Consider the following 24,073-nt stretch of genomic DNA (forward strand, 5'->3'; position numbering starts at 1 on the left):
TCAAGAGAAATAGGAATATTAGGCAATAAAAAAGTGAATGATCCGAAGTTCATTCACTCTCTTTAAACTAGATTAAATGCCTTGGATTAGTCTTCAATTCCCCAACGGGCATCGAGTTTCAGCACTTTACCTTCATAACGTGGAATGAGGTGAATATGCAGATGTTCAGACTTTTCTTTAAAAACCTCACCATCATTAAAACCGACATGGAAGCCAGCAGGCTGATAACGTAAATTTAGTTCATTACGTGCCTGTTCCAGCAAAGACATCAGACTTTTACGCTCTTTATCCGTGATATCAAAAAAGGAAGCCACATGTCGCAGTGGAACGATCACGCTGTGCCCTTTGGACAATGAATTCGGTTCAGGCAACACCACACCAAAGTCATTTTTGGCAATGACATCATATTCGTCATAGTTGCAGTATGGGCAGTTGTTCTCAGCCATTTCATTCTCCTTATTTCTTTTCAATAATTTTTTTGCACTATTCCACTCACCTTCTGAGTGGAATAGCAAACATTCCTTAAGCTAAGCGACGTGCCAGCAGGGCATACATCGCTTCAAGGCTTTGTTTTTCTGCCTCAGCATTGTAACCAAGGTCTACACCATTGGCTTTGGCCCGTTCATCAGCCAGCGGGTTGCTAAAGCCATGTTTAGCATCTTTGAAAATAATTACGTCATGTTTCACATTCGCAGCCTGCATTTCCTTACGGAAACTTTCGACATCATCCAGTGACACCATACTGTCTTGTTCACCATGCAGGACTAAAATCTCGGCTTGAACTTGGCCTTCTTGAGCTGGTGCTTTTGGTGACAGATTGGCATGGAATGTAGCAACGGCTTGCAATGGGGCATTTGAACGAGCCAGATCGAGTACAACTTTACCACCGTAGCAGAAACCGATTGCTGCCAGTTTGTTTGCATCAACTTCATCCTGTGCAGCGATGGTATTTAGGGCAGCAGTGGCACGGTTCACAATCGTATCGGGATCTTCAAAAGTCTGCATCATCCATTCATAGGCCTGATTTGATGCAGTTGTTACCTTTTTGTCGCCATACATATCAATCGCCAGGGCAGCATAGCCATGTTCTGCAAGTTCACGGGCACGCTGTTCAGTATAGTCATTACGACCCCACCATTCAGGTGCCACAATCACGCCCGGAACAGGAGTATCGGATTCAGGTGCTGCAAAATAACCGATTAGCTGGCTGCCATCCTGTGCCGTATATTGAATCTCACGTGTCTTTATTGCTGCCATGGGAGTTCCTCTATTGTTGTTAAGTATTTTCATGAAAGTATAAACATAGCAAAAGCTAAACGAATGTCACAGGATTACAGCAGATTAATTTGTTCTTTTTAGTCAAAAAAAGGAGATATACGCTGATATCTCCTTTTTAATTATTTCATCACTTCAATCAGTTCAATATCGAAAATTAAGGTGCTATTCGGTTCAATCACATCACCAGAACCAATCTGACCATAGCCAAGTTCTGGCGGAATAAAGAAACGATATTTGGCGCCAGGTTTCATCAATTGCAGGCCTTCGGTCCAGCCCATAATGACTTGGCTAGTTTTGAACACGACTGGCTGGTTACGGGCAATTGAACTGTCAAAAACAGTGCCATTAATCAGACGACCTTCATAATGTACTTTGACATTACTGTTCGCACTTGGAGATTTGCCTTTGCCACTCTCTAAGACTTGGTATTGAAGTCCTGATTTTGTAATTTTGATATCTGGTTTTTTAGCATTTTCAGCTAAGAATTCACGACCAATTTTGGCATTTTCTTCTGCTGTTTTTTTGAGTTCAATTAACTCACGGGCATCTGCCTGACGCTTGTATTGCATCAGCACCTTTGCCATTTCTTCTTCAGTTAATGTGGCTTTTTGACCGGAAGCTGCTGCTTTCAATCCAGCACTAAATGCATCTAAATTGATGTCTTTTAATGAGTCAGCATTATTGCGACCCATGAGATAGCCAAAGCTGTAACCCACCTGTTCTGCTTCTGTACTTTTGGTGGTGATATCCTTGGCATATAAGCTACCGGAACATAACAGCAGGGCAGCAAGGCTAATTTGTATTTTCATTCTAGTTTCTCAAAAACAAGGGAGAGCATATTGCTCTCCCTAAACCGTATTATTTTACTTCGATGAGTTCAACATCAAAAATTAAGGTGCTGTTCGGCGGGATCGTGCCAGGTACACCTTGTTGACCATAACCTAACTGCGATGGAATATATAAGGTTGCTTTGCCACCTTCTTTCATCAACTGTAGGCCTTCAGTCCAGCCAGGAATCACTTGATTCAGCGGAAATTCGATTGGTTCACCGCGTTCAACTGAGCTATCAAATACCGTACCGTCAACCAGCTTGCCGGTATAGTGAACTTTCACCATAGAATTTGCGGCTGGTGATTTTCCTGTACCTTCTTTGGTTACCTGGTATTGCAGGCCTGAAGCAGTGGTCTTAACGCCAGCTTTTTTCCCATTTTCAGTAAGGAAAGAATCACTTGAAGCTTGAGCTTTTTTAGCATCATCAAGCTGCTTTTGCTGCATATCCTTCTGGAACTGCTCATAAGCTGCCTGTAGTTCTTCTTCATTATAGGCTGCTTTATTACGGGCATGGCCATCACGAACACCCGTAATGAAGCTATTAATATCCAGCTCTGGTGGGGTTTGATGTGCTACTTCATAACCGAGTGCATAGCTGATTTTAGAAACTGCAGAAGCATCTTTAGATGCCTTGGAAGTTTGTGTTACTGGGTTTTGAGTTGCATAGTAAACAGGAACGAGCGCAGCACCGCCTAGAAGAACAGCGACAGCAATCGGTAAGGCCTTACTCATGTATTATTCCAATATGATGTTATCGTTAATGTTCAGTCCATCTTAGCAGAAAATTTTAAGAAATCTTGTAGAAAGGGTGGTTTTTTAGCAAGTGAATATTAGCCTTAGGTAGAGCTTTAAAGTCTAAAAAACCAGCAATAATTGCTGGTTTTTTAGACATGATAATATCAACTGGTTTTGGCTCTAGGCTTATAACTATAAGTATAATCATAGCTGTAGCTGCCACCTGCTGAACGCTGAATATCATTCAGGATAAAGCCATTTACGGTACTGCCGGCCTGTTTAAAGCGGTTTACTGTAAGTGCCAATTCCTTCATTTGTGTTTTTGCATAGCGTGCTACGACCAAATTGAGTCCAACATATCGGGACACAATGATTGCATCTGTGACCGCCAATACAGGTGGGGTATCAATAATAATGTGATCATAATGTTGAACCAGGTTTTGCAGTAATTCCTCGAATCGTGCCGAATTGAGAAGTTCGGCTGGATTCGCTGGATATTGACCACAGCTAATAACATTTAAATTCGGTACATGGGTGCTTTGTACCACCTGATCCAAATTCGTTTGCTCATTCAGATATTCAGTTAATCCATACTGATTATCCAGATTAAAATATTTGTGTATATGACCCCGACGCAAGTCCGCATCAATGATCAGTACACGTTTATTTTTTTCTGCCATAATCACTGCCAAATTGCTGGATACAAATGATTTTCCAACTTTGGGAGCTGGTCCCGAGATCATAATAATATTATTTTTGGCTTGACTTAGGGCGAAATGACTCGCTGTACGTATGGTTCGCAAGCTTTCGACAGCCATATCATCACTATGTTTCAGGGCTAATACAAAAGGTGATTTTTTCTTTTTTAATAACTTCAGCCCTGGTTTCTGAATGCGGGAATGAGCAATATTGGCATAGACTGGAAGATCAAGCAGGGATTCGATTTGACTACTATCTTTTACGCCAGAATGGAGCATATTACGGAATAGTGCGGCTAGGATTCCCAGAAAAGTACCAAAACAGAACATTAAAAATAAAATCAGAGGTTGTTGCTGTTTAACCTGGTCAATCGGCTCTAGTGCAGTATCAATGATATGCACATTACCAATTTCCCCTGCTTTGGCAATACGCAGTTGCTGGTAGGAATTTACCAGGTTGGTATACAGCTGTTGTTTAACTTCGACATCACGTGATAATTGCAAATACTGGCGTTGGATTTCTGGAAGATTTTTAAGCGTAGTATTCAGCTCACGAATCTTGCCACTAATCACACGGAGTTGGGCAGTAATTTCTTGCATCGCTGGATGTGCTACGCCATATTTAGCTCCTATTTCTGCCTGTCTTTGTTCAATTAAAGCTTTTTGTGTTTCTAATGTAACGCTTTGGTTTAAGTAAAGTTCCGATTCCTTCGTAATATCAACAGTATTATACTGCTGACGGAATTTGTTAAAGACATGTTCCGCACCATCGAGTTGTTTTTTTAAATCTGGTAATTGTTCATCTAGAAATGCTAATGTCTGTGCAGTTTCTACCGAACGGCGTTTAATATTATGCTGGCTATAAGTCGATAAAATAGTATTCAGGACTTTGGTAATGTGCTGTTTATCTTGACCTTGATAGCGAAGTTGCAAGACCCCACTCAGTTCACCTTTTTCTATAATTGAATAATTGGCAAGAATAGAATCAATTGCTGCTGGTAATGAGAGTTGTTGCACTATATAGCTATCATTTAGGTCATCTTGACTAAAGATTGCAATTTTCCAGTTACCTTGCTCAGCTTTTACTTGTAGTGGACGGTTAACTGTGCCTTGAAATATTACTTCTTTAGTATCTGGATTGATTAGACTAAAGCTTTTTTGTTTAAATTGTAGCAGTAGATTTTGATCTAAATACGCACCAGGAACTTCAAACTGACGGACATCAAAGCTTTTTTGACCATCTTTAAAGCGTACCCCGTCAGATTGATATTCAGTTTGATAAGTTCTGCCTTGAATCAGACGATTGATAAAGGAGTCTTCGGTGCTGGTAATTCGGAGATCCAAATTTAATTGGTCAATCACTGACTCAAGAATCGTACGTGATTTTAACACCTCAATTTCAGCGTTAGATGGAGATCTTTGCCTAGTGACAGTAGATAGGCTGCCCAATAAAGCAGCTGAGGCACCTTTAATTTCTTCGACCTGAACAATTGCATCTACCTTATAATTTACCGTCGTAGTACGTAAATATAGTAAGGCAACAAGCATAGTAAGCAAGCCAAATAAAAGGATGAATTTCCATTGTGCAAGCAGGGAAAAGAACACCCCTTTTAGGTCAATCAGATTTTCAGTATTGTTATTGTTGTTCATAATTTTTTTCTATCTAAAAGTATTAAAAGTGATTTTTCCAGTCAATAATGCAGTGTTAAATCAAATGATTAAACTTCATTAAAAACCCGCTGCCCCCTGTGAAAAGAGTTCCAATTATTCTGGCTTTAGTGTCCTTTCATGAAATATCTAGTCCAGTAAAGACAAGATATTTTTATAATGATTAGCATAAGTCTATTTTTAATTTAACCTGTCACATATTCATTTATGGATTACAAGCAGTCACGGGTGGATCTTGTAAATAAATATTTGATCATTAAGCTATGCCTATATTTCCAAAATATTTTAATTTTCATAGCTGAGTCATTTACTATCGTATAGCGGAATCAGCGACATATGAAAATGGAAGGATCTGGCTAACAACACGTTCCCACCGAGTCAGACCTGTAGCATCCACATAAACAATATCATTGCTGTGCATTTTAAACTGTTTAGCCAGACCAAAATCACCCAGATTTTTTAGATTTAAATGATATATTTCAGTCATCCGCTTATTTGAATTGCCACGCAACACATAAATCCGGCTAGCATTGGCTGAATTTGGGTTAATTCCTTCACTTTCACCGAGAACATCAGCGAGAGTCATCCCACGGTCACGTAGAGGTAAGGGTTTATTTGTACCAGCTTCACCCATTACATAGATTTTCTGGTTTTCACGAGGACTGATATAAAGGGTGTCATTAGGTTTGATCAACAGCTTATGTAATGAATATCCGGCTGTTTCTAATGCAATTGTATTGAGATCATAAGTCGCTCCCTGACGTATTAATTGTATAGACGTAGAGTCTCCTTGTTCGCTAATACCACCCGCCATACCTAATGCCGTATAAACGCTTATCGGCTGGTCAGATAAGTAATATTGACCAGCCGATTTCACATTACCTACAACGGAATAACGCTGACTTTGATAGGAAAGTACGCGCACTATCACATCTGGCCTGTTTAAATAAGGAACTAATTGACGACGTACTTCCTGATTCACTTGCTCAAGAGTTTTTCCTGCTGCCTTATAGCGACCAATGAATGGAAAATGGATATAACCCTGTCGATCAATCTGATAACCATTGTTAGTAGTATCAGTTGCTGAGGGAACAGTACTGATTTCAGGGTAAGCCCATAATTGAAAGGACAAAATATCACCTGAATTCAGACGATAATCTTGAACGTCATTCTGAAACAAAGCAGCATATCGATCTAGATTTTGAGTTTGAGCAGACTGAACTATAGGCAGAGAGTCCTGAGTTAATTTTACGAGATTAACTTGAGTTCCCAGTTCAGTTTGATAGATTCCTTCTTTTGGCAAATCATAGGCTTGAAAGCCAGATATTGCTGCACATCCGACTAGAGATAGGCTTAAGGTAAAAGTACCTAAAAGGTGTCTATAGTTCACTTGAAACCCCTTTATTTTTATATATTTAGTATTTTTATTTATTAAATAAAATGTTATTTTTTGAATTGGTTTATGGGATTAACATCTGAAAAATATAATAGATAATGTCCCTTGTCTAGACTTATCCTTAAGTCTATTTAAATATTTTAATTTAAATTAGCCCTATGTAGTTAGTGCAAATAAATGTAAAACCTATATTGTATAAGCTATAGAGATATAACGACTTGCTTTAATCATCAGCATTACTTCAATTGTTTCAAAATGTGATTTTATAATTAATGCAAGATAGCCGACTTAGTAAGATGTATAAGTAGAATATTTATTACATGAAGGTATTTTTATATAATTTTTATCTAATCTAAAGGTTTTTTAGATTGCTGATTTTTATTAACTATTAATCATATTTCAGTAAAGTTTATAATCCTTTATTTCTATAGTAATTGAAATAATCTATTGTTAATAAAAACTATATTCAATAATTATTAAATTAATATTAGTGTAAATTTATAGGAAAATTAGAAGCCTGCATAAGATAGGCTATGATTAAAAAAAATTATCCGGATATATAAAAAGTAACTGTATTTGATGATTAGCTGTTTTATGGGTAGTTTGTGTAATAAAATTAATATATCTTATAGACAAATAAATAAAAAAAGATATGCCTAAGAAGGTATTCATATATTAAAAATAATTTGTGAAAAGTAAAATAAAAATATTAAAGGATACTCAAAATGGTGATGAATATATTGGTAACTGGTGGAGCCGGTTTTATTGGGTCTGCCGTCATTCGGTATCTCATTAACGAGACTGAACATCATGTATTAAATGTTGATAAGTTAACTTATGCAGGTAACCTTGAGTCACTCATTTCTGTATCGGATCATGCCCGTTATCACTTTGTGCAAGCTGACATTTGTGATCATGCATCTTTAACTCGATTATTTTCGGAATTTCAGCCAGATGTGGTCATGCATCTGGCCGCAGAGTCTCATGTAGACCGTTCAATTGATAGTCCGGCAGAATTTATCCATACCAATATTGTAGGAACTTACACGCTATTAGAAGTGAGCCGAAAATATTGGCAGAATCTGTCCAAAATTGAAAAGTCTAGTTTCAAATTCCACCATATTTCAACAGATGAAGTATATGGAGACTTAGACGGGATAACAGACTTATTTACTGAAACTACGCCTTATTTACCAAGTTCACCATATTCAGCGAGTAAGGCTAGCTCGGATCATTTAGTTCGGGCTTGGCATAGAACTTATGGTTTGCCGGTCGTAGTTACCAACTGTTCAAATAATTATGGTCCTTATCATTTTCCTGAGAAATTGATTCCTTTAATGATCTTAAATGCCCTGGATGGAAAACCATTACCGGTTTATGGCAATGGTCGGCAGATTCGAGATTGGCTTTTTGTAGAGGATCATGCCTGTGCTTTATATCGGGTTGCTACCGAAGGCCTGGTTGGGGAAACCTACAACATCGGGGGACATAATGAAAAACAGAATATCGATGTGGTTAAAACAATTTGTAAAATTTTAGATGAACTCAAACCACGATTAAATGGGCAAACTTATGAAAGCCTTATTACCTTTGTTAATGATCGGCCTGGGCATGATTTACGCTATGCCATTGATGCCTCAAAAATCGAGCGCGAATTAGGATGGAAGCCGCAAGAGTCTTTTGAAACGGGTCTCCGTAAAACGGTGGAATGGTATCTGAATAATCTGGAATGGTGTCATCGTGTTCAGGATGGTTCTTATCAGCGTGAAAGTTTAGGGGAGGCAGTATAATGTCAATATCAACAAAAGGGATTATCTTAGCGGGCGGTTCAGGTACACGTTTGCATCCTATTACCAAAGGAATCTCAAAACAGTTGCTTCCAATTTATGACAAACCGATGGTTTATTACCCATTATCTGTATTGATGTTGGCCGGTATTCGTGAAGTTCTTGTAATTAGTACCCCAGAGGATATTGAGGGGTTTAAGCGTTTATTAGGAGATGGTTCTCAATTTGGCATAGAATTAAGTTATACGATTCAGCCTCGTCCCGATGGTTTAGCACAAGCATTTATTTTGGGTGAAGAATTTATTGGCCAAAGCAATGTTTGTTTGGTTCTTGGTGATAATATTTTTTATGGACCAGGTTTAACACCTATGTTACGTCAAGCTGCGGCACGTCAAAAAGGTGCAACTATATTTGGCTATCAGGTTAAAGACCCGGAACGATTTGGCGTGGTAGAATTTGATGAGCAAAAACGTGCTGTCTCCTTAGAAGAAAAACCTAAACAGCCAAAATCAAATTTTGCTGTGACAGGTCTCTATTTCTACGATAATGAGGTCATTGAAATTGCCAAGCAGGTAAAGCCATCTGAACGAGGTGAGTTAGAAATTACTACAATAAACCAGACGTATTTGGAACGTGGTGATTTAAATGTTGAATTGCTTGAGCGTGGTTTTGCATGGTTAGATACGGGTACCCAAGGGAGTCTACTTGAAGCAGCTCAGTTTGTGGAAACGCTTGAAAAACGTCAAGGCTATAAAGTTGCCTGCCTAGAGGAAATTGGATTGAAAAATGGCTGGTTGAGCAAAGAGCAGGTTTTAGCGATTGGTCAAACGATGAATAAAAATGGATATGGTCAATATTTGATTTCTTTGGCGGGTTAATAATTATGAGTCTGATCGAATGGATTGAACTACCAAACTTAGGGGATCATCGGGGGAGTTTAGTTGTCGCTGAAGCAAATAGAAATATCCCTTTTAGTATACAGAGACTCTACTATATTTTTGGTACTCAGCCTAGTGTTCCGCGTGGATTTCATGCCCATAAAGAGCTTCAGCAAATTGCTTTTGGTATTCAAGGTAGCTGTAAAATGTTGATGGATAATGGCAGAGAAAAGCAAGAAGTCTTAATTGGTCAATCTAATAGAGGATTATTAATCCCGCCAATGGTTTGGCATGAAATGCATGATTTTTCAGAAGATTGTATATTATTGGTATTGGCGAGCAACTATTATGACGAAAATGATTATATTCGAAATTATGACCAGTTTTTGAAAGAAGTAAATCAGTCAGTTAAGCATACTTGATAAGACTTCTAAAGATATAAAATACAAATGGTTATGAGAGGTTTGTATTTATTGAAGAATAAATTCTAAACAATAATTAAAATATTATGAATAAAGAAAAAATAATTTTTATATATCAAAAAAGATCACAGTAGTGCATTAAATCTAGGTTTAACCATTTAAAAAATAAGACCTTAATTTGGAACTATAGCCTTTAACTGAATAATTTTATATGAGATGAATAAAAATGATTCCATTTCTCGACCTTAAAGCTATCAATGCTCAATATCGTGACGAACTTGTCGCAGCATGTACACGTGTAATAGATTCTGGTTGGTATATAGGTGGTAAAGAGCTGGAAAAATTTGAACAGCATTTTGCAGCTTACTGTGAAACTCAATATGCGATCGGTGTTGCCAATGGATTAGATGCACTTATTCTGACCTTGCGTGCATGGAAAGAGCTAGGAAAATTGCAAGAGGGAGATGAAGTCATTGTCCCTTCAAATACCTATATTGCGAGTATTTTAGCGATCACGCAGAATAATTTAAAACCAGTATTGGTTGAACCGGATAGGGCAACATTTAATATCAATCCTCAAAAAATAGAAGAAGCTATTACAACCAGAACTAGAGTAATTTTACCTGTCCATTTATATGGACAGCTTGCTGCAATGCCAGAAATTATAGCTATTGCTAAGAAATATAATTTATTAGTCTTAGAAGATTCAGCACAGGCACATGGTGCAGAAATTAAAAGTATAAAAGCAGGAAATTGGGGGGATGCTTCAGGCTTTAGTTTTTATCCAGGTAAAAATTTGGGTGCATTGGGTGATGCGGGTGCGATTACTACCAATGATTCAGAGTTGGCAAATATGCTTAAGGCAATACGGAACTATGGCTCACATGAAAAATATAAAAACCTGGTGCTTGGTGTAAATAGTCGCCTTGACGAAATTCAGGCTGCTATATTAAATGTAAAATTGAAGTATTTAGATCAAGAGACTCAATATCGACGTCAAATTGCTGATCTATATTTAAAAGAAATCCAAAACCCACTAATCGAGCTTCCATTAAGTAAAGACCCTCAAACCTATACTCAACATGTTTGGCATTTGTTTGTAATACAAACTAGGCATCGTGAAAAACTGCAAAAATATTTAACAGAGCATGAGGTACAAACATTAATTCATTATCCGATTCCTCCCCATAAGCAACCAGCATATGAGGAATGGAATGATTTGAATTTACCAATCTCGGAACAAATTCATGCAGAAGTATTGAGTTTACCAATAGGACCAACTTTATCAATCAATCAAGCAAGAAAAGTTGCTCAATTATGTAATGGATTTCAAATATAAATGAACTTGCTAAAAACAAGTGTACTGAATGGCATAGCTGCTATGGTTAAAATTGCTGCTATGTTCATTTTGAATAAAATTCTGGCTATCTATGTCGGTCCTGCGGGTTATGCGGCAATCAGCCAATTTCAGAATTTTATTCAAATGGTCATTACTTTTGCTGGCAATGCTATTAATACAGGGGTTGTTAAATATACCTCTGAATATCATGCTGATGAACAAAAGCAAAGAGAACTTTGGCAAACAGCAGGAAGTATAGTATTAGTTTGTAGCCTAATTTTAATGATAATTATAATTATATTTCAAAAACCAATTATAATTTATTTATTTAAAACAACTGAGTACCAAATAATATTAGTATGGTTTGCTGTATTTTTAATTTTCTTTAGTTTGAATGCATTATTGCTAGCTATTTTAAACGGTAAACAGGATATCCCTAAGCTTGTAGCGGCAAACATTTTTGGTAGTATATTTTCATTAGTGGTAACTTCTTTATTGGCGATAAAGTTTGGATTAAAAGGTGCATTGATTGCACTCTCTATTTATCAGTCTTTGAATTTAGTGATCACAATTACACTATGTTATCGAACGAGTTGGTTCAAATTAAATTATAGTTTTGGAAAAATTAATAATGAAGTTGCAAAAAAATTAAGTGTATTTGCTTTAATGGCATTAGCTAGTGTCTTCTTTGAGAATATGTCTCAAATTTGGTTAAGAAAAATTATCATTTCCGAATTTGGGATAAATTACGCTGGTTATTGGGATGCTATGACTAAGTTAAGCAATGGTTATCTTATGTTGGTAGGTTCTGTTTTAAGTGTTTACTATCTTCCAAAATTGTCGCAATTGCAGACATATACAGAGATAAAAAAAGAAGTCAATTATGGATATAAATGGATACTACCAATAGCGATGATAAGTTGTTTAACAATTTTTGTCATTAAAGAATGGGTCATTCAATTATTATTTACAGACCAGTTTTTACCTATGCTGGAATTACTTTCATGGCAATTAATAGGAGATGTGATAAAGATTGGAGGATGGATCATAGGTTTTCTAATGTTAAGTCAGGCAATGACGAAAATTTTTATTGGAACAGAAGTCTTTTTTGCTTTAAGTATTATTCCTTTAACTATAATTTTTATAGAGGTATGGGGATATAAAGGTATTGCGATAGCATTTGCGACAAACTGCTTATTGTACTGGACAATATGTAGTTACTTAGCTTTCAGAAAATTAAAAGATAAATGATCTAGTTAATTTATAAAAGAAAAAATTAGAAACACTTTAAAATGGTAAATAGAAAAAATTTATTTATAATTTAAAGAAATAATAAAATTGTATTTTTTGTAAAATTTAAAATAATAAATGAGGAACTATTAAAATGAATGATCCTTTAGTTTCAGTAATTATACCTTGCTATAATCATGAAAAATTTATACAGGATAGTATTCAAAGTGTAATTGACCAAAATTATGAAAATATTGAATTAATTGTGATTGATGATGGGTCTAAAGATTCATCAGTAGAAAAAATAAAAGAAATGGTTGGACTGTGTGAAAAAAGATTTACCAGATTTGAATTTAGATACCGATCTAATAAAGGATTAAGCCCAACTTTAAATGAAGCTATAGAATGGTGTAAAGGGGAGTTTGTTTCTGTTCATGATTCTGATGATGTATTGTTAGCACATAAGACTAAACTACAAGTTGCTTTTTTAAAGCAGAATAAAAAATGTGTGGCAGTCTTTGGTGGAGAAACACTTATTGATGAGAATTCTAATTTTATAAAAAATAGAATTAAAAAAGAAAATAAGTATACTTTTGATCAAATTCTTATGTTGGAACATGATTTACCCTGTTCTAGTCAATTAATTCGACTGGAAATATTAAGAAAAGTAGGAGGGTATAAAGATGAAGTAAAAATTGAAGACTGGTATATGTGGCTGCGTTTAGCGCAAGAAGGTGAAATATGTTATATCCCAGATATTCTTATTAAATATAGATTGCACTCAAATAATACACATAAAAGAACTTCTTTTATGCATGATTCAAGAATGATGATTCTAAATGATTATAAAGACCATATCTTATTTGATAAAGCTAAAAAAAGAATTCTATGGTTAAATGCATGTGAAGTAGGAAGACTATCAAAAAAGGAATCATTAAAAAATATGTTTAAAATTTTAAAAGAATATCCTTCTGAAATTTTAAAATATGATTTTTTCAGGTTCTTTTATTGGTTTTTTATTAGGGAAAATCATTAACATGAATTTAAATAATACAATTAAATATAATTAGAATACTTTTATATATTAAATATTTGGTTATTCATTTTTTTATGTGGATAGCTTTGGGAGTAGTGAGTAATGATTATTTTAAATGAGAATAATTTAAAAAATAATATTGTTTTTTTAAATGATACCGATTTAAAAGATAAAATAGTCATATATTTTACTCTGCTTTCATTTTTTTTATCTCAATTCTACTTTTGGTCAAGTGGAGTTCCACAATTTAGTCACCTTTTTATCTTGGTGGCTATATTTTTATGTTTTAGTCATAATACAAAAATAACAGTTGACTACTCAAGTATAGTTTTATTCTTTGTTTCATATACAATTTGCGTAAATTTTATATGGTATTTGATCGTTCTTGATTCTAGTTATCTCCTCTCTACACTCTACTGGATATTTAACCTGTTATTCTTTTTATTGCTCACTAATATAAATTCTTCTCAAATTAATTTTTTTTATGGAAAAATTTTATTTCTGATTCCTTTTTCCTATTTAGTAGAAATTACAATTTGGGCGAGTGGATTAGGACGTTATAATTTTGAACCACGTTATAACGGAATTTTTAATGATCCCAATCAGATGGCTTTTTGGGTTTTAAGTACCTGTGCAATTTTCTTATATATTTCTCAAAGTAATTTTAAAAAAATAATAGTCTATTTTTTAGCTTTATTCCTAATCTTATTAACCATGTCAAGATCTGCTTCAATTGGATTTCTCATGCTAACGTTAGGATTTATATTCAGTCAAAAAGGGGATCTGAATAAAAGAATATTTGTCTTTTTCGGGATATTAGCCATAGTTAGTATATTAAGTTACTTTTTATATAATATAGGGGCATTTGATAGCATTGTCCTGCGTTTTATGGAAGGTATAGATCAAAAGGATAGCCAGGCAGAGGGACGCGGGCTTTTTAACTTTCTCGACTATCCTCAATATTTAATTTTTGGTGCGGGTCAAGGTGCACACTGGTTATATAACCCTCAAGGCAATGAAATCCATTCAACCTGGTTAGGTATCCTGTTTTATTATGGCCTAATTGGCTTCTCATTATTTTTATTATTTTTATATCAGATATTTAAAAAATTATCTTTCTCAAACAAGTTGATATTCTTGGGACCAATGTTGTACGGATTTACAACCTATAGTGCAAGAACGCTTATTTTCTGGTTTTTATTGGCAGCTTTTGTCCTATTTTCAAATAATAAGGAAGAATAAACATGTATATTACAATAGGAATTCCATTTTTTAATGCTGAAAAATATTTAGAAGATGCGATTAAATCGGTATTAGCTCAAACTTTTCAAAGTTGGGAGTTAATCCTAGTAGATGATGGATCAACAGATCAATCTTTAGAAATTGCTCGTTCATTTAATGATCCTCGGATTCGTATTATTGCAGATGGACAAAATAGAAGATTACCCTACCGCCTAAATCAGATTATCAATGAAGCAAAGTATGACTTTATTGCACGTATGGATGCTGATGATTTAATGGCAGTGGATCGGTTGGAAAAACAGATTAAAGTCTTAAATGAAAATTCAGATATTGATTTAGTTATGACCAGTCTATTTTCAATAGGAGAGAAAAATGAAATTTTAGGGAAGAGAATTTATTCTAATCATCAAATGCAACCTAAAGAAATTTTGCAAGGCGTTACTAATATACTTCATCCTTCATTACTCGCACGAAAGGAATGGTGTAAAAGGAATCCATATCAAGTTGATAACTGTCTAGCAGAAGATTATGAATTATGGCTTTCTGCAGCCATCAAAAATGACTTTAACTATGCTGTATTACAGGAACCTTTATATTTTTATAGAGAAGTTGAAAACGTAAAAAAAGAAAAGATGATCCGTGGTTATAATTCCCAGATTGAAGTCATAAAAAAATATTATGATAAGATTATTTCTGATTTTGAAAAAAATAAAATTATTTTAAAATTTGAAATAAAAAAAATTATTGTAAAAGTACTGAATATTTTTAATTTAATGCAGATATTACATCAGCGAAGAATTACATCAGTTTCTAACTACGATAAAAATTTTTATGCTACCCAATTAGAACTTATAGAGCGTATAAAGCCATGACTTCTAAAAAAATTATTATTATTGGAACGACAGCATCTAATCTTTATGGTTTTCGCAAAGATTTTATATTGTCTTGTTTAGCACGAAATTATGATGTTTATGCATTTGTATCAGAATATACAGATGAGTGGTTGACGAAAATAAAAAGCTTAGGTGCTACTCCTATAACTTATCAACTTAGTCGAGGTGGGTTAAATCCATTTGCTGATCTACAATCAATATTTCAACTCCTACAAAAGATAAAACAAATACAGCCTGATATAGTATTTCCATATTCAACTAAACCAGTGATTTATGCTACCTTGGCTGCTTACAAGGCAAAGGTTCCTTATATATATGGCATGATTGAGGGCTTAGGTTCACCTTTTACCATACATAGACATGGTCAAAGCTTTAAAGCGAAGTTAATACGGTTTATACAGATATCTTTATATCGGCTATCATTTCCATATTTAGATAAAATTATCTTTTTAAATCATGATGATCCTAAAGATTTAGTACACCAGTATAATATTCCACATAAAAAAAATGCGATTGAAGTTCTAGGTCCGATCGGTCTTAATTTGCAGGATTATGCTTATACTAAATGGGAACATCAGAAAAATCTGTCTTTTATTTTTATAGCAAGACTAATCGCTGAGAAAGGAATATTTGAGTATTTAGAAGCTGCACGAATAGTAAAAGAACAGCATCCTGAAGTTGTATTTAAAATTATTGGTGGTTTAGATCTTGAAAACCCAACAGGTTTGAAACAAGCAAAACTAGAGCAATTAATAAAAACAGGTATTATAGAATATGATGGATTTGTTACGGATGTTAATCAACATATACGTAAGAGTGCAGTTTTTGTATTACCATCATATTATCGCGAAGGTGTTCCTCGCAGTACCCAAGAAGCAATGGCTATCGGTCGTCCAGTAATTACCACTGATGTCCCAGGTTGTAAGGAAACTGTGGTGGATGGTGTTACTGGGTTTCTGATTCCAAAATGGGATGTAGATGCTCTAATAAATAAAATGATTTATTTTGTAGATCATCCTGAACAAGTGAATAAGATGGGGTATCAAAGCTTTCTATATGCGAAAAAAAATTTTAATGCTGATATTATAAATCATCGACTATTAAAAATTTTAAAAATTAACCCGTCTTGAGAATTGATTAGATAATATTTTTTCCTTATATAATAAGTAGTTATATTAATGTAATAGGAAATTTTGATTTTTTAGTTCTAGGTTGTTGTTCACAGAAATTAAATGTTATTTTAAACCAAGCTTTTTAGCTCGGATTGTAATAATATTTTAGACTGCTAAATATATGGCGTTCCTATATTATTAGATTTATTTTGATTTTTATAATAAATATTATGATTATAGATAATATATTTTGATTAAAAAATATAAATATAAATATAAATTAAGTAATTTTTTTAATTCTAAAATCTAATAAATTATTTGATAATTTTATGATTGTTGGCTGTTTTCTTATTCTAAAAGTCTAAGAAAAAATAAGCTAGGTATATAAAGAAATATTTTATTGTCAATTAAATTTAAATACTTGAAATTAAATTGTAGAGGTCATTTTTCCATTTTTATAGTGTTTATGGAATTATATTTTTTAATTACTAATGTATTAATAATTTTAATAAATTCCAAGTTTAGCTAAATATTATTAAAATTAACTTAACTAATACTATTAAGAATTATCAAGCTTTTAACCGGACTTGATTAGTAACTAAATTTACTAGATTTTTATTGATTTACTTATTTGTAAAGAAGAAATATACACTGAAAACAGAAAATATTTATGATGTAAGTCACAAATTGCATTTTTAAATTACATTTTGTCACATTTTTTTTAGTGTGAGAGTTGTCATAGTGTGGAAATATATTTCATTCAAATAAAAAAGTAAAATTCACTATTATTAATGGAGTTGTTATTAATTTTTTTTAAATTTGTTTTTTTTAAATTTATGATTTTATTGAGTAATTAATATTTTTTTAGTTCTAAATTAAATGAATTGTTATTAATATTGGTGATATTTTAAATATTGATAAAAAAATAGTAATCCATTATATATCATAAGTTAAAAATACTTACAAAAAAGATGCCTCTACTTTTTAAAAAATCCACTTGTTATGATTGCTGTATAGACATACTGAGGTATCTATTCATGGATCTAAAACAAGAAAAAAAAGAGACCAGGGACTTAAAAACAAATTCAAATGTAACTTATAAGTCCTTATTTGTTGAAGAGGAGAATATTTTCTTTAAAAAAAAAATTATAGATAACAAGGATTATAAACAACAGATAATACAGTTTTCTCCAAAAATAGAAAAAGCATATAAGCAGGATAAAAAGAAATCTTTGTATTATCAAAATAATCTAAATTATAAAAGTACTAGAACTTCTTTACCAGATTTGTCCCTTAAGTCTGATTATTTTATAGATAATAATAAAAAGGCGGTTAAGCGGTTAATTGATATCACTATATCCTTGATAGCTCTATTGATATTATGGCCAGTATTTATAGTTATTTCTTATAAGGTGCGAAAAAATTTGGGTTCACCAATTTTCTTTTATCAAGAACGTCCTGGAAAAAATGGTAAGCTATTTAAAATGATTAAATTTCGTTCTATGAAAAATGCAGTCGATAAAGATGGAAATCTTTTACCTGATCAATTTCGCATTACAGCCTTTGGACGGAAGTTGCGTTCTACAAGTTTAGACGAAATGCCTCAACTTATTAATGTTTTAAAAGGAGATATGAGTATAGTCGGTCCTCGTCCCCAAATGAAAGAATTTTTAGAGCACTATACTTGTGAACAGATGCGACGTCACTTAGTTAAGCCAGGTATGACCGGTCTTGCTCAAGTCAGTGGGCGTAATAATTTAACTTGGGAAGAAAAATTTAAATTAGATATACAATATGTTGACCATTATAATATTTGGCTCGATTTTAAAATTATGTTTAAAACAGCTAAAGTTATGTTAAGTCAAGAGGGGATTAATGCTCCTGATCAGGAAGTTGGTGCTGCACGGTTTTCAGGTAAAAGTACTAGCGAATCCAACATATTTAAAAAAGAAGTAAAATAGAGTGTCCAGTAAGCATTTTTTTGTTGTTAGACTAAGGATAGATTTCTGTAAAGAATCAAAGGTAAAGTATGAGAGGGAATTCTATTTTAAGATTATGAAAAATAATATTATTGTTATTTAAAAATTTAAAAATTTAAAAATTTAAAAAGGTGAAACTTCATCTTAATAAAGATATTTTAAAAATCGTTGACTATTTGGAACAGTAAGTAATTTGGCTAAATTTTTAAAAATTAGGAATAAAGCTACACTTTATAGGATATTTTTTCTACACAAATGCAATGGTTTTAGGCTGTTTTGAACTGAATAAGTCTAAAGCAACCTAAAGCCTTATAACATTAGCTTAGTTTTAATTCGCTACCCAGTAAATATGATATGTTTTTAACCCTATCTTTTGGCGCCTTATATGCATAGGCATAACTATAACCGCTATCACGTTCAACATTGTTTAGAACCGCGCTATTAATTTTGATTTCCGCCTGCTAAAAACGGTTAATGCTTAATTCAAGCTCTTTCATCTAAGTCTTTGTATGACCTGCGACTAATAGGTTCATACCAGCAGATTTTGCAATTATCATGCCATTTGTCACTGCGGGTGAAGGAGGAATTTCAACTTTTAAGCTGCGTTAAAGTGGATCAAAGATTAGATAAATTACTAAAACTATTTTAGATTTAAAAATAGAGGTCTCCTCAAACGATGAAATGAATTTTCTGTTTCTACCCATAAAAAACATTCATCACTATACGACTTCGCAATATAATAGTGGTGTCAATAGATACTTTCCCATTTAAAAAGAGGGGTGGTCGTTTCAGCGATACCCACATATAGGCCCTAGATCAATGATACAGCTTTCGGAACTCAAAATTGCCATTATCGGATTAGGTTACGTCGGTTTACCTCTGGCTGTTGAATTCGGTAAAAAAGTCCCAGTCGTGGGTTTCGATATCCATCAAAAACGCATCGATGAACTCAAGTCTGGCAAAGATCATACCTTGGAAGTCTCTCCAGAAGAACTGACACAAGCGACACAATTACACTATAGTGCCAATTTAGAAGATCTCAAAGATTGTAACTTTTATATTGTGACAGTTCCAACTCCAATTGATCAGTTTAAACAGCCAGATCTCACTCCATTGATTAAAGCATCACAAAGTATTGGGCAAGTTCTGTCAAAAAGTGATGTGGTGGTTTATGAATCCACTGTTTATCCAGGCGCAACTGAAGAAGCCTGTATTCCAGTACTGGAACAGGTTTCTGGTTTAACATTTAATATCGATTTCTTTGCTGGTTATAGTCCAGAACGGATTAACCCGGGTGATAAACAGCACCGCGTGACCAATATTTTGAAAATTACTTCAGGTTCAACCCCAGAAGTCGCGGACTATGTTGATCAGGTCTATAACCTGATTATTCAGGCAGGTACACATAAGGCGCCAAGTATCAAAGTCGCAGAAGCAGCGAAAGTGATTGAAAATACCCAGCGTGACGTGAATATCGCGTTAATCAATGAGCTGGCAGTGATCTTCAATAAAATGGGTATTGATACTGAAGCCGTACTGCAGGCAGCAGGTACCAAGTGGAATTTCTTGCCGTTTCGTCCAGGTTTAGTTGGTGGTCATTGTATTGGCGTAGACCCATACTATTTAACCCATAAAGCACAATCCATTGGTTATCATCCGGAAATCATTCTGGCGGGGCGTCGTTTAAATGATGGTATGGGCGCTTATGTGGTAACCCAGTTGGTCAAAGGCATGATCAAGAAAAAGATTCAGGTGGAAGGTGCCAAAGTGCTGGTACTTGGCTTGAGCTTTAAGGAAAACTGTCCGGATATCCGTAATACCAAAGTCATTGATATCGTGCATGAGCTGCAGGAATATCATATTCAGGCGGATGTCTATGACCCATGGATTGATGCGACAGAAGCAGAGCATGAATATGGCATTCAGCCGATTACTGAGCTGAAAAATGGCAAATACGATGCTGTCATTCTGGCTGTAGCCCATGAACAGTTTAAAGCGATGGGGGCAGCACGGATTCGTGCCTTAGGTAAGGCTAATCATGTTCTGTATGACCTGAAATATGTATTCAGTCAGGCTGAATCAGATCTGCGACTGTAACCCATTTGCATCATTTAGGATTTAAAAAGAATGAACCAATATCAAACGGTGTGTGAGCAGTTGCAGCAAACACCGAAAACCTGGTTAGTCACTGGTGTTGCAGGCTTTATCGGCTCCAACCTGCTGGAAACCTTGTTAAAACTGAATCAGAAAGTGGTGGGCCTGGATAACTTTGCCACCGGTCATCAGTATAATCTGGATGAGGTGCAGTCACAGGTCAGTGCTGAGCAGTGGACAAATTTCCGTTTTATTGAAGGGGATATCCGTAAGCTTGAAGATTGTCAGCAAGCCTGTGCTGGTGTGGATTATGTCTTGCATGAAGCAGCACTCGGTTCTGTGCCACGTTCTATTGCTGATCCGATTACTACCAATGAAACCAATATCAGCGGTTTCCTGAATATGTTGACTGCGGCACGGGATGCTGGTGTTTCCAGCTTTACCTATGCGGCGAGCAGTTCAACTTATGGCGACCATCCGGCACTTCCGAAAGTGGAAGAGCATATTGGTAATCCATTATCCCCTTATGCTGTGACCAAATATGTCAATGAGCTGTATGCCGATGTATTTGCCCGTGCCTACGGTTTTAAATCGATTGGTCTGCGTTATTTCAATGTCTTTGGCAAGCGTCAGGATCCCAATGGTGCCTATGCTGCGGTGATTCCGAAGTGGACGGCCTCAATGATCGCTGGCGATGATGTGTTCATTAATGGTGATGGTGAAACCAGCCGTGATTTCTGCTTTATTGAGAATACGGTACAGGCCAATATTCTGGCAGCCACTACCACCGATGAAAATGCCAAAAATCAGGTTTATAATGTCGCGGTGGGTGATCGTACTACCTTGAATGAATTGTATCGCGCCATTCAGAATGCTTTAGCTGAAAATGATGTGCAGTACGATAAGGATCCGATTTATCGTGATTTCCGTGCGGGCGATGTGCGTCATTCTCAGGCCAGTATTGCCAAGATTCAGCAGCGTTTAGGCTATGCGCCACAATATAAAATTGCTGAAAGCATTCAACTGGCAATGCAGTGGTATGTTCACAATCTGACATGATTGCGCGTCTGCTCGCCAAATACCAATCTGTTGGTTTAATTACCCTAAGTTTACTTGTAGGTGCGATAATGACATTTATCGCACTTCCTGTTTTAACGCGCCTGTATTCGGTGCAGGACTTTGGCGAGTATGGTATCGCTCTGGCCGTGGTCAGTGTTTTATCCACGGTGGCTAATTTACGTCTGGATCAGGCATTGCTCATTGCAGAAGAGCAGGAGAAAAAAAGCCTGATTTTTGAGGGAAGCATTTTTTCTCTGGTTCTGACCCTGATCAGTGGTTTGGTATTAAGCTTCATCTTTCACCTTGATATGGTGGCTGCGATCTGTAGCGGTGTGCTGACCAATACCCTGATCCAGAGCCTGTATAATTATAAATTTGCTGCACATGCTGAATATTTTTGTGCCGGGTTGAATATTTTCCGTAGCCTGATTGTGATTGCGGTACAGCTCAGTTTGCCGCTGCTGATGCATATTGCGCTGATTGACAGCTATATGATCAGCTCAGTCATCATGATCATTATGGTGGGGCTGTATATCCTGAAAAACCAGCTCTATCAGGTCAGCTGGCAGGTGTTTAAAAATTATAAAGATTTTATCTATGCCAATACCCCACATGCCTTGCTAAACAGTTTTTCACATAATTTGCCCTATTATGTGGTGTCGCATTTTATCGGTGTGCAGGCGATGGGTTTCTATGCCATTGTCGAGCGGACCTTACGGGTGCCGATTAACCTGATTTCACAGACTTTACGTCAATTTTTTATCCGGCTGTTTAAAACCACGCCAACCAATAAGCCGGCTTTAAAAAGTAGCGTGCTACTTAGCCTGGTGTCTTTGCCCCTATTTGCCATTTTCTTTGTCTTGCCGGAATCTTTATATCTCTGGATTTTTGGCAAAGAATGGGTCGGGATTTCTCAATATTTCCAGATTTTAGCTTTAGGATATTGGGCGATTTTCTGTAATCCGCCAAGTTCTGCTTATCTGGTTGCTCGACGTAATAGCAAGATATTGTTTAAATTGCAGGTTGTCGAGTTGTGCATTAAATTTATTTTATTTGCCGCTCTGTATCTGCTGTTAAGCGACAAGCTGTATATGTTGCTGGCGGTGCCGGTTGCGTTGATTTTCTATAACTTTGCCATTTTATATGTAGTGTGGAGAAGCAAAGTATGATGTTTTTTAAAGCCTTGAAACTCATGCATTGGTTCACTGCGCAGTGCCGTAAGGCGATTTATAATCTGGCTTTTGGCACGCGGTTTCGCTACTTTGGCAAATATTCGACTTTGGAAATTAGCGGTCAGGTCAAAATCGGCAAGAATGTTTATATTGGTGATTATGTCAGCATCATTGTCGAGCCGGGGGCAAGTCTCACCATTGCCGATCACAGCTTTATTGGTGAAAACTGCTATATCAAGTGCTTTGGTGGCAAGATCGAAATTGGTCGAGATGTCAGCATCAATTCCAAGTCTTATATCAATGGCTGTGGCGGGGTAAAAATTGGTGACAATACCCGGATTGGGACACAAAGCATTATTATTGCTAGTAACCATAAATTTGGTGAGCCGAATGTGCTGGTTAAGGACCAGATTACTAAACAAGGCATCAATTTAGGTGAAAATATCTGGCTCGGTGCACGGGTGACGGTGTTGGATGGTGTGACGATTCCAGACAATAGCGTGATTGGTGCCTGTAGCTTGGTCTCCAAACCGCTGATGGAGGACGGAGTCTACGTCGGGATTCCAGCGAAAAAAATAAAATCACTCTGACTGGGCATCCATATCCCTGAATCTAATTTCAGCGTAAAATATCTGGCTTGATCTTTTTCCATTGAGTTTTTGCAGCCCTATGGCCTTTATTCGTTCTGCGTTTCATCTGCTGTTTGATCTGGTCTATTTTATGGCTAAGGGCAGTGTGGCTTATGCGCGTAAAAAAGGTGTGACCGTAGGGGAGCAGTGCCGGATCTATATCAAGAGCTGGGGCTCAGAGCCATTTTTAATTTCACTCGGCGATCATGTCACGGTGACCTCAGGCGTAAAATTTATTACCCATGATGGCAGTACCTGTCTGGTGAAAGACAGCCAAGGTAAACGCTATCAACGTTTTGCGCCGATTCAGGTGGGTTCTCATGTGTTTATTGGCGTGAACAGTATCATTATGCCGGGTGTCACTATTGGTTCAAATGTGGTGATCGGTGCAGGTTCTGTGGTAACCAAAGACATTCCGGATAATAGTGTCGCGATTGGCGTACCAGCCAAAGTTGTTTCCAGTTTTGCCGATTATCAGACCAAGATCCAGGCGACCTGTGCCAGTGATAGCGATCTGGTCGGTATTCAGGACTATGCCGAACGGGTGCAGCGCGCTATCAAAATTCAAGCCTCTAAAATCTCCCATTAATTTTTA

The 24,073-nt window shown here is 35.7% G+C and carries 21 protein-coding genes; 15 read left to right on the top strand and 6 right to left on the bottom strand.

Features of this window, described 5'->3' with window-relative positions; all coding sequences use genetic code 11:
* Positions 1-86: 86 nt before the first annotated feature.
* The 6 genes from BS636_RS05680 to BS636_RS05705 form a co-directional block, all read right to left on the bottom strand.
* The gene (locus BS636_RS05680) at positions 87-446 is read right to left on the bottom strand and encodes an HIT family protein (RefSeq protein ID WP_099337908.1); all 360 of its coding nucleotides are present in this window, start codon (positions 444-446) and stop codon (positions 87-89) included.
* Positions 447-522: 76 nt separating this feature from the next.
* Positions 523-1,257, bottom strand: coding sequence for a dienelactone hydrolase family protein (locus BS636_RS05685; RefSeq protein ID WP_099337909.1), 735 nt, complete (start codon positions 1,255-1,257; stop codon positions 523-525).
* Between the two features lie 140 nt (positions 1,258-1,397).
* Positions 1,398-2,087, bottom strand: a complete 690-nt coding sequence (locus tag BS636_RS05690) for an FKBP-type peptidyl-prolyl cis-trans isomerase (protein ID WP_099337910.1) — start codon at positions 2,085-2,087, stop codon at positions 1,398-1,400.
* A gap of 49 nt (positions 2,088-2,136) precedes the next feature.
* Positions 2,137-2,841: an FKBP-type peptidyl-prolyl cis-trans isomerase gene (locus BS636_RS05695; RefSeq protein WP_099337911.1), complete on the bottom strand. Its 705-nt coding sequence runs from the start codon at positions 2,839-2,841 to the stop codon at positions 2,137-2,139.
* A 167-nt stretch (positions 2,842-3,008) separates the two neighbouring features.
* Complete coding sequence (locus tag BS636_RS05700) at positions 3,009-5,192, bottom strand: polysaccharide biosynthesis tyrosine autokinase (RefSeq protein WP_099337912.1); 2,184 nt, start codon at positions 5,190-5,192, stop codon at positions 3,009-3,011.
* A 328-nt stretch (positions 5,193-5,520) separates the two neighbouring features.
* On the bottom strand, positions 5,521-6,600 hold the full coding sequence (locus tag BS636_RS05705) for a polysaccharide biosynthesis/export family protein (protein WP_099337913.1): 1,080 nt from the start codon (positions 6,598-6,600) through the stop codon (positions 5,521-5,523).
* A 737-nt stretch (positions 6,601-7,337) separates the two neighbouring features.
* Between BS636_RS05705 and rfbB the strand changes: the two genes are divergently transcribed.
* From rfbB to BS636_RS05780, 15 genes are all read left to right on the top strand, one after another.
* Positions 7,338-8,396: a dTDP-glucose 4,6-dehydratase gene (gene rfbB, locus BS636_RS05710; protein ID WP_099339608.1), complete on the top strand. Its 1,059-nt coding sequence runs from the start codon at positions 7,338-7,340 to the stop codon at positions 8,394-8,396.
* Entirely contained in the window at positions 8,396-9,271 is an 876-nt protein-coding gene (gene rfbA, locus BS636_RS05715) for a glucose-1-phosphate thymidylyltransferase RfbA (protein ID WP_099337914.1), read from the top strand. The genes rfbB and rfbA overlap by 1 nt, the downstream gene beginning before the upstream one ends.
* Before the next feature lie 5 nt (positions 9,272-9,276).
* Complete coding sequence (locus tag BS636_RS05720; RefSeq protein ID WP_099337915.1) at positions 9,277-9,693, top strand: sugar 3,4-ketoisomerase; 417 nt, start codon at positions 9,277-9,279, stop codon at positions 9,691-9,693.
* A 226-nt stretch (positions 9,694-9,919) separates the two neighbouring features.
* On the top strand, positions 9,920-11,032 hold the full coding sequence (locus BS636_RS05725; RefSeq protein WP_099337916.1) for a DegT/DnrJ/EryC1/StrS family aminotransferase: 1,113 nt from the start codon (positions 9,920-9,922) through the stop codon (positions 11,030-11,032).
* Positions 11,033-12,283, top strand: a complete 1,251-nt coding sequence (locus BS636_RS05730; RefSeq protein ID WP_099337917.1) for an O-antigen translocase — start codon at positions 11,033-11,035, stop codon at positions 12,281-12,283. It abuts the gene before it with no gap.
* Between the two features lie 133 nt (positions 12,284-12,416).
* Entirely contained in the window at positions 12,417-13,298 is an 882-nt protein-coding gene (locus BS636_RS05735) for a glycosyltransferase family 2 protein (protein WP_099337918.1), read from the top strand.
* Between the two features lie 102 nt (positions 13,299-13,400).
* Positions 13,401-14,540, top strand: a complete 1,140-nt coding sequence (locus BS636_RS05740) for an O-antigen ligase family protein (protein ID WP_099337919.1) — start codon at positions 13,401-13,403, stop codon at positions 14,538-14,540.
* A gap of 2 nt (positions 14,541-14,542) precedes the next feature.
* Positions 14,543-15,412 carry a glycosyltransferase family 2 protein gene (locus BS636_RS05745; RefSeq protein WP_099337920.1) on the top strand — a complete coding sequence of 290 codons (870 nt, stop codon included), beginning with the start codon at positions 14,543-14,545 and terminating at the stop codon, positions 15,410-15,412.
* On the top strand, positions 15,409-16,563 hold the full coding sequence (locus tag BS636_RS05750; RefSeq protein WP_099337921.1) for a glycosyltransferase family 4 protein: 1,155 nt from the start codon (positions 15,409-15,411) through the stop codon (positions 16,561-16,563). The genes BS636_RS05745 and BS636_RS05750 overlap by 4 nt, the downstream gene beginning before the upstream one ends.
* A gap of 1,292 nt (positions 16,564-17,855) precedes the next feature.
* Positions 17,856-18,506: a sugar transferase gene (locus BS636_RS05755; protein ID WP_228206944.1), complete on the top strand. Its 651-nt coding sequence runs from the start codon at positions 17,856-17,858 to the stop codon at positions 18,504-18,506.
* Positions 18,507-19,343: 837 nt separating this feature from the next.
* Entirely contained in the window at positions 19,344-20,621 is a 1,278-nt protein-coding gene (gene tviB / locus BS636_RS05760) for a Vi polysaccharide biosynthesis UDP-N-acetylglucosamine C-6 dehydrogenase TviB (protein WP_099337923.1), read from the top strand.
* A 30-nt stretch (positions 20,622-20,651) separates the two neighbouring features.
* Positions 20,652-21,677, top strand: a complete 1,026-nt coding sequence (locus BS636_RS05765; protein ID WP_099337924.1) for an NAD-dependent epimerase/dehydratase family protein — start codon at positions 20,652-20,654, stop codon at positions 21,675-21,677.
* 68 nt (positions 21,678-21,745) lie between these two features.
* The gene (locus BS636_RS05770; RefSeq protein ID WP_265735294.1) at positions 21,746-22,846 is read left to right on the top strand and encodes a lipopolysaccharide biosynthesis protein; all 1,101 of its coding nucleotides are present in this window, start codon (positions 21,746-21,748) and stop codon (positions 22,844-22,846) included.
* Positions 22,843-23,439, top strand: coding sequence for an acyltransferase (locus tag BS636_RS05775; protein WP_228206933.1), 597 nt, complete (start codon positions 22,843-22,845; stop codon positions 23,437-23,439). The genes BS636_RS05770 and BS636_RS05775 overlap by 4 nt, the downstream gene beginning before the upstream one ends.
* A 79-nt stretch (positions 23,440-23,518) precedes the next feature.
* A complete protein-coding gene (locus BS636_RS05780; RefSeq protein WP_099337926.1) occupies positions 23,519-24,067 on the top strand; it encodes an acyltransferase in 549 nt (182 codons plus the stop codon).
* The last annotated feature ends 6 nt before the right edge of the window (positions 24,068-24,073 follow it).

The sequence above is a fragment of the Acinetobacter sp. LoGeW2-3 genome (assembly GCF_002688565.1).
In the GTDB taxonomy this organism is placed as follows: Bacteria; Pseudomonadota; Gammaproteobacteria; order Pseudomonadales; family Moraxellaceae; genus Acinetobacter.

Excerpts from the sequence above, each read along its gene's own strand:
- BS636_RS05680 (WP_099337908.1), bottom strand. The coding sequence starts at position 446 with ATGGCTGAGAACAACTGCCCATACTGCAACTATGACGAATATGATGTC.
- BS636_RS05685 (WP_099337909.1), bottom strand. The coding sequence starts at position 1,257 with ATGGCAGCAATAAAGACACGTGAGATTCAATATACGGCACAGGATGGC.
- BS636_RS05690 (WP_099337910.1), bottom strand. The coding sequence starts at position 2,087 with ATGAAAATACAAATTAGCCTTGCTGCCCTGCTGTTATGTTCCGGTAGC.
- BS636_RS05695 (WP_099337911.1), bottom strand. The coding sequence starts at position 2,841 with ATGAGTAAGGCCTTACCGATTGCTGTCGCTGTTCTTCTAGGCGGTGCT.
- BS636_RS05700 (WP_099337912.1), bottom strand. The coding sequence starts at position 5,192 with ATGAACAACAATAACAATACTGAAAATCTGATTGACCTAAAAGGGGTG.
- rfbB (WP_099339608.1), top strand. The coding sequence starts at position 7,338 with ATGAATATATTGGTAACTGGTGGAGCCGGTTTTATTGGGTCTGCCGTC.
- rfbA (WP_099337914.1), top strand. The coding sequence starts at position 8,396 with ATGTCAATATCAACAAAAGGGATTATCTTAGCGGGCGGTTCAGGTACA.
- BS636_RS05720 (WP_099337915.1), top strand. The coding sequence starts at position 9,277 with ATGAGTCTGATCGAATGGATTGAACTACCAAACTTAGGGGATCATCGG.
- BS636_RS05725 (WP_099337916.1), top strand. The coding sequence starts at position 9,920 with ATGATTCCATTTCTCGACCTTAAAGCTATCAATGCTCAATATCGTGAC.
- BS636_RS05730 (WP_099337917.1), top strand. The coding sequence starts at position 11,033 with ATGAACTTGCTAAAAACAAGTGTACTGAATGGCATAGCTGCTATGGTT.
- BS636_RS05735 (WP_099337918.1), top strand. The coding sequence starts at position 12,417 with ATGAATGATCCTTTAGTTTCAGTAATTATACCTTGCTATAATCATGAA.
- BS636_RS05740 (WP_099337919.1), top strand. The coding sequence starts at position 13,401 with ATGATTATTTTAAATGAGAATAATTTAAAAAATAATATTGTTTTTTTA.
- BS636_RS05745 (WP_099337920.1), top strand. The coding sequence starts at position 14,543 with ATGTATATTACAATAGGAATTCCATTTTTTAATGCTGAAAAATATTTA.
- BS636_RS05750 (WP_099337921.1), top strand. The coding sequence starts at position 15,409 with ATGACTTCTAAAAAAATTATTATTATTGGAACGACAGCATCTAATCTT.
- tviB (WP_099337923.1), top strand. The coding sequence starts at position 19,344 with ATGATACAGCTTTCGGAACTCAAAATTGCCATTATCGGATTAGGTTAC.
- BS636_RS05765 (WP_099337924.1), top strand. The coding sequence starts at position 20,652 with ATGAACCAATATCAAACGGTGTGTGAGCAGTTGCAGCAAACACCGAAA.
- BS636_RS05770 (WP_265735294.1), top strand. The coding sequence starts at position 21,746 with ATGACATTTATCGCACTTCCTGTTTTAACGCGCCTGTATTCGGTGCAG.
- BS636_RS05775 (WP_228206933.1), top strand. The coding sequence starts at position 22,843 with ATGATGTTTTTTAAAGCCTTGAAACTCATGCATTGGTTCACTGCGCAG.
- BS636_RS05780 (WP_099337926.1), top strand. The coding sequence starts at position 23,519 with ATGGCCTTTATTCGTTCTGCGTTTCATCTGCTGTTTGATCTGGTCTAT.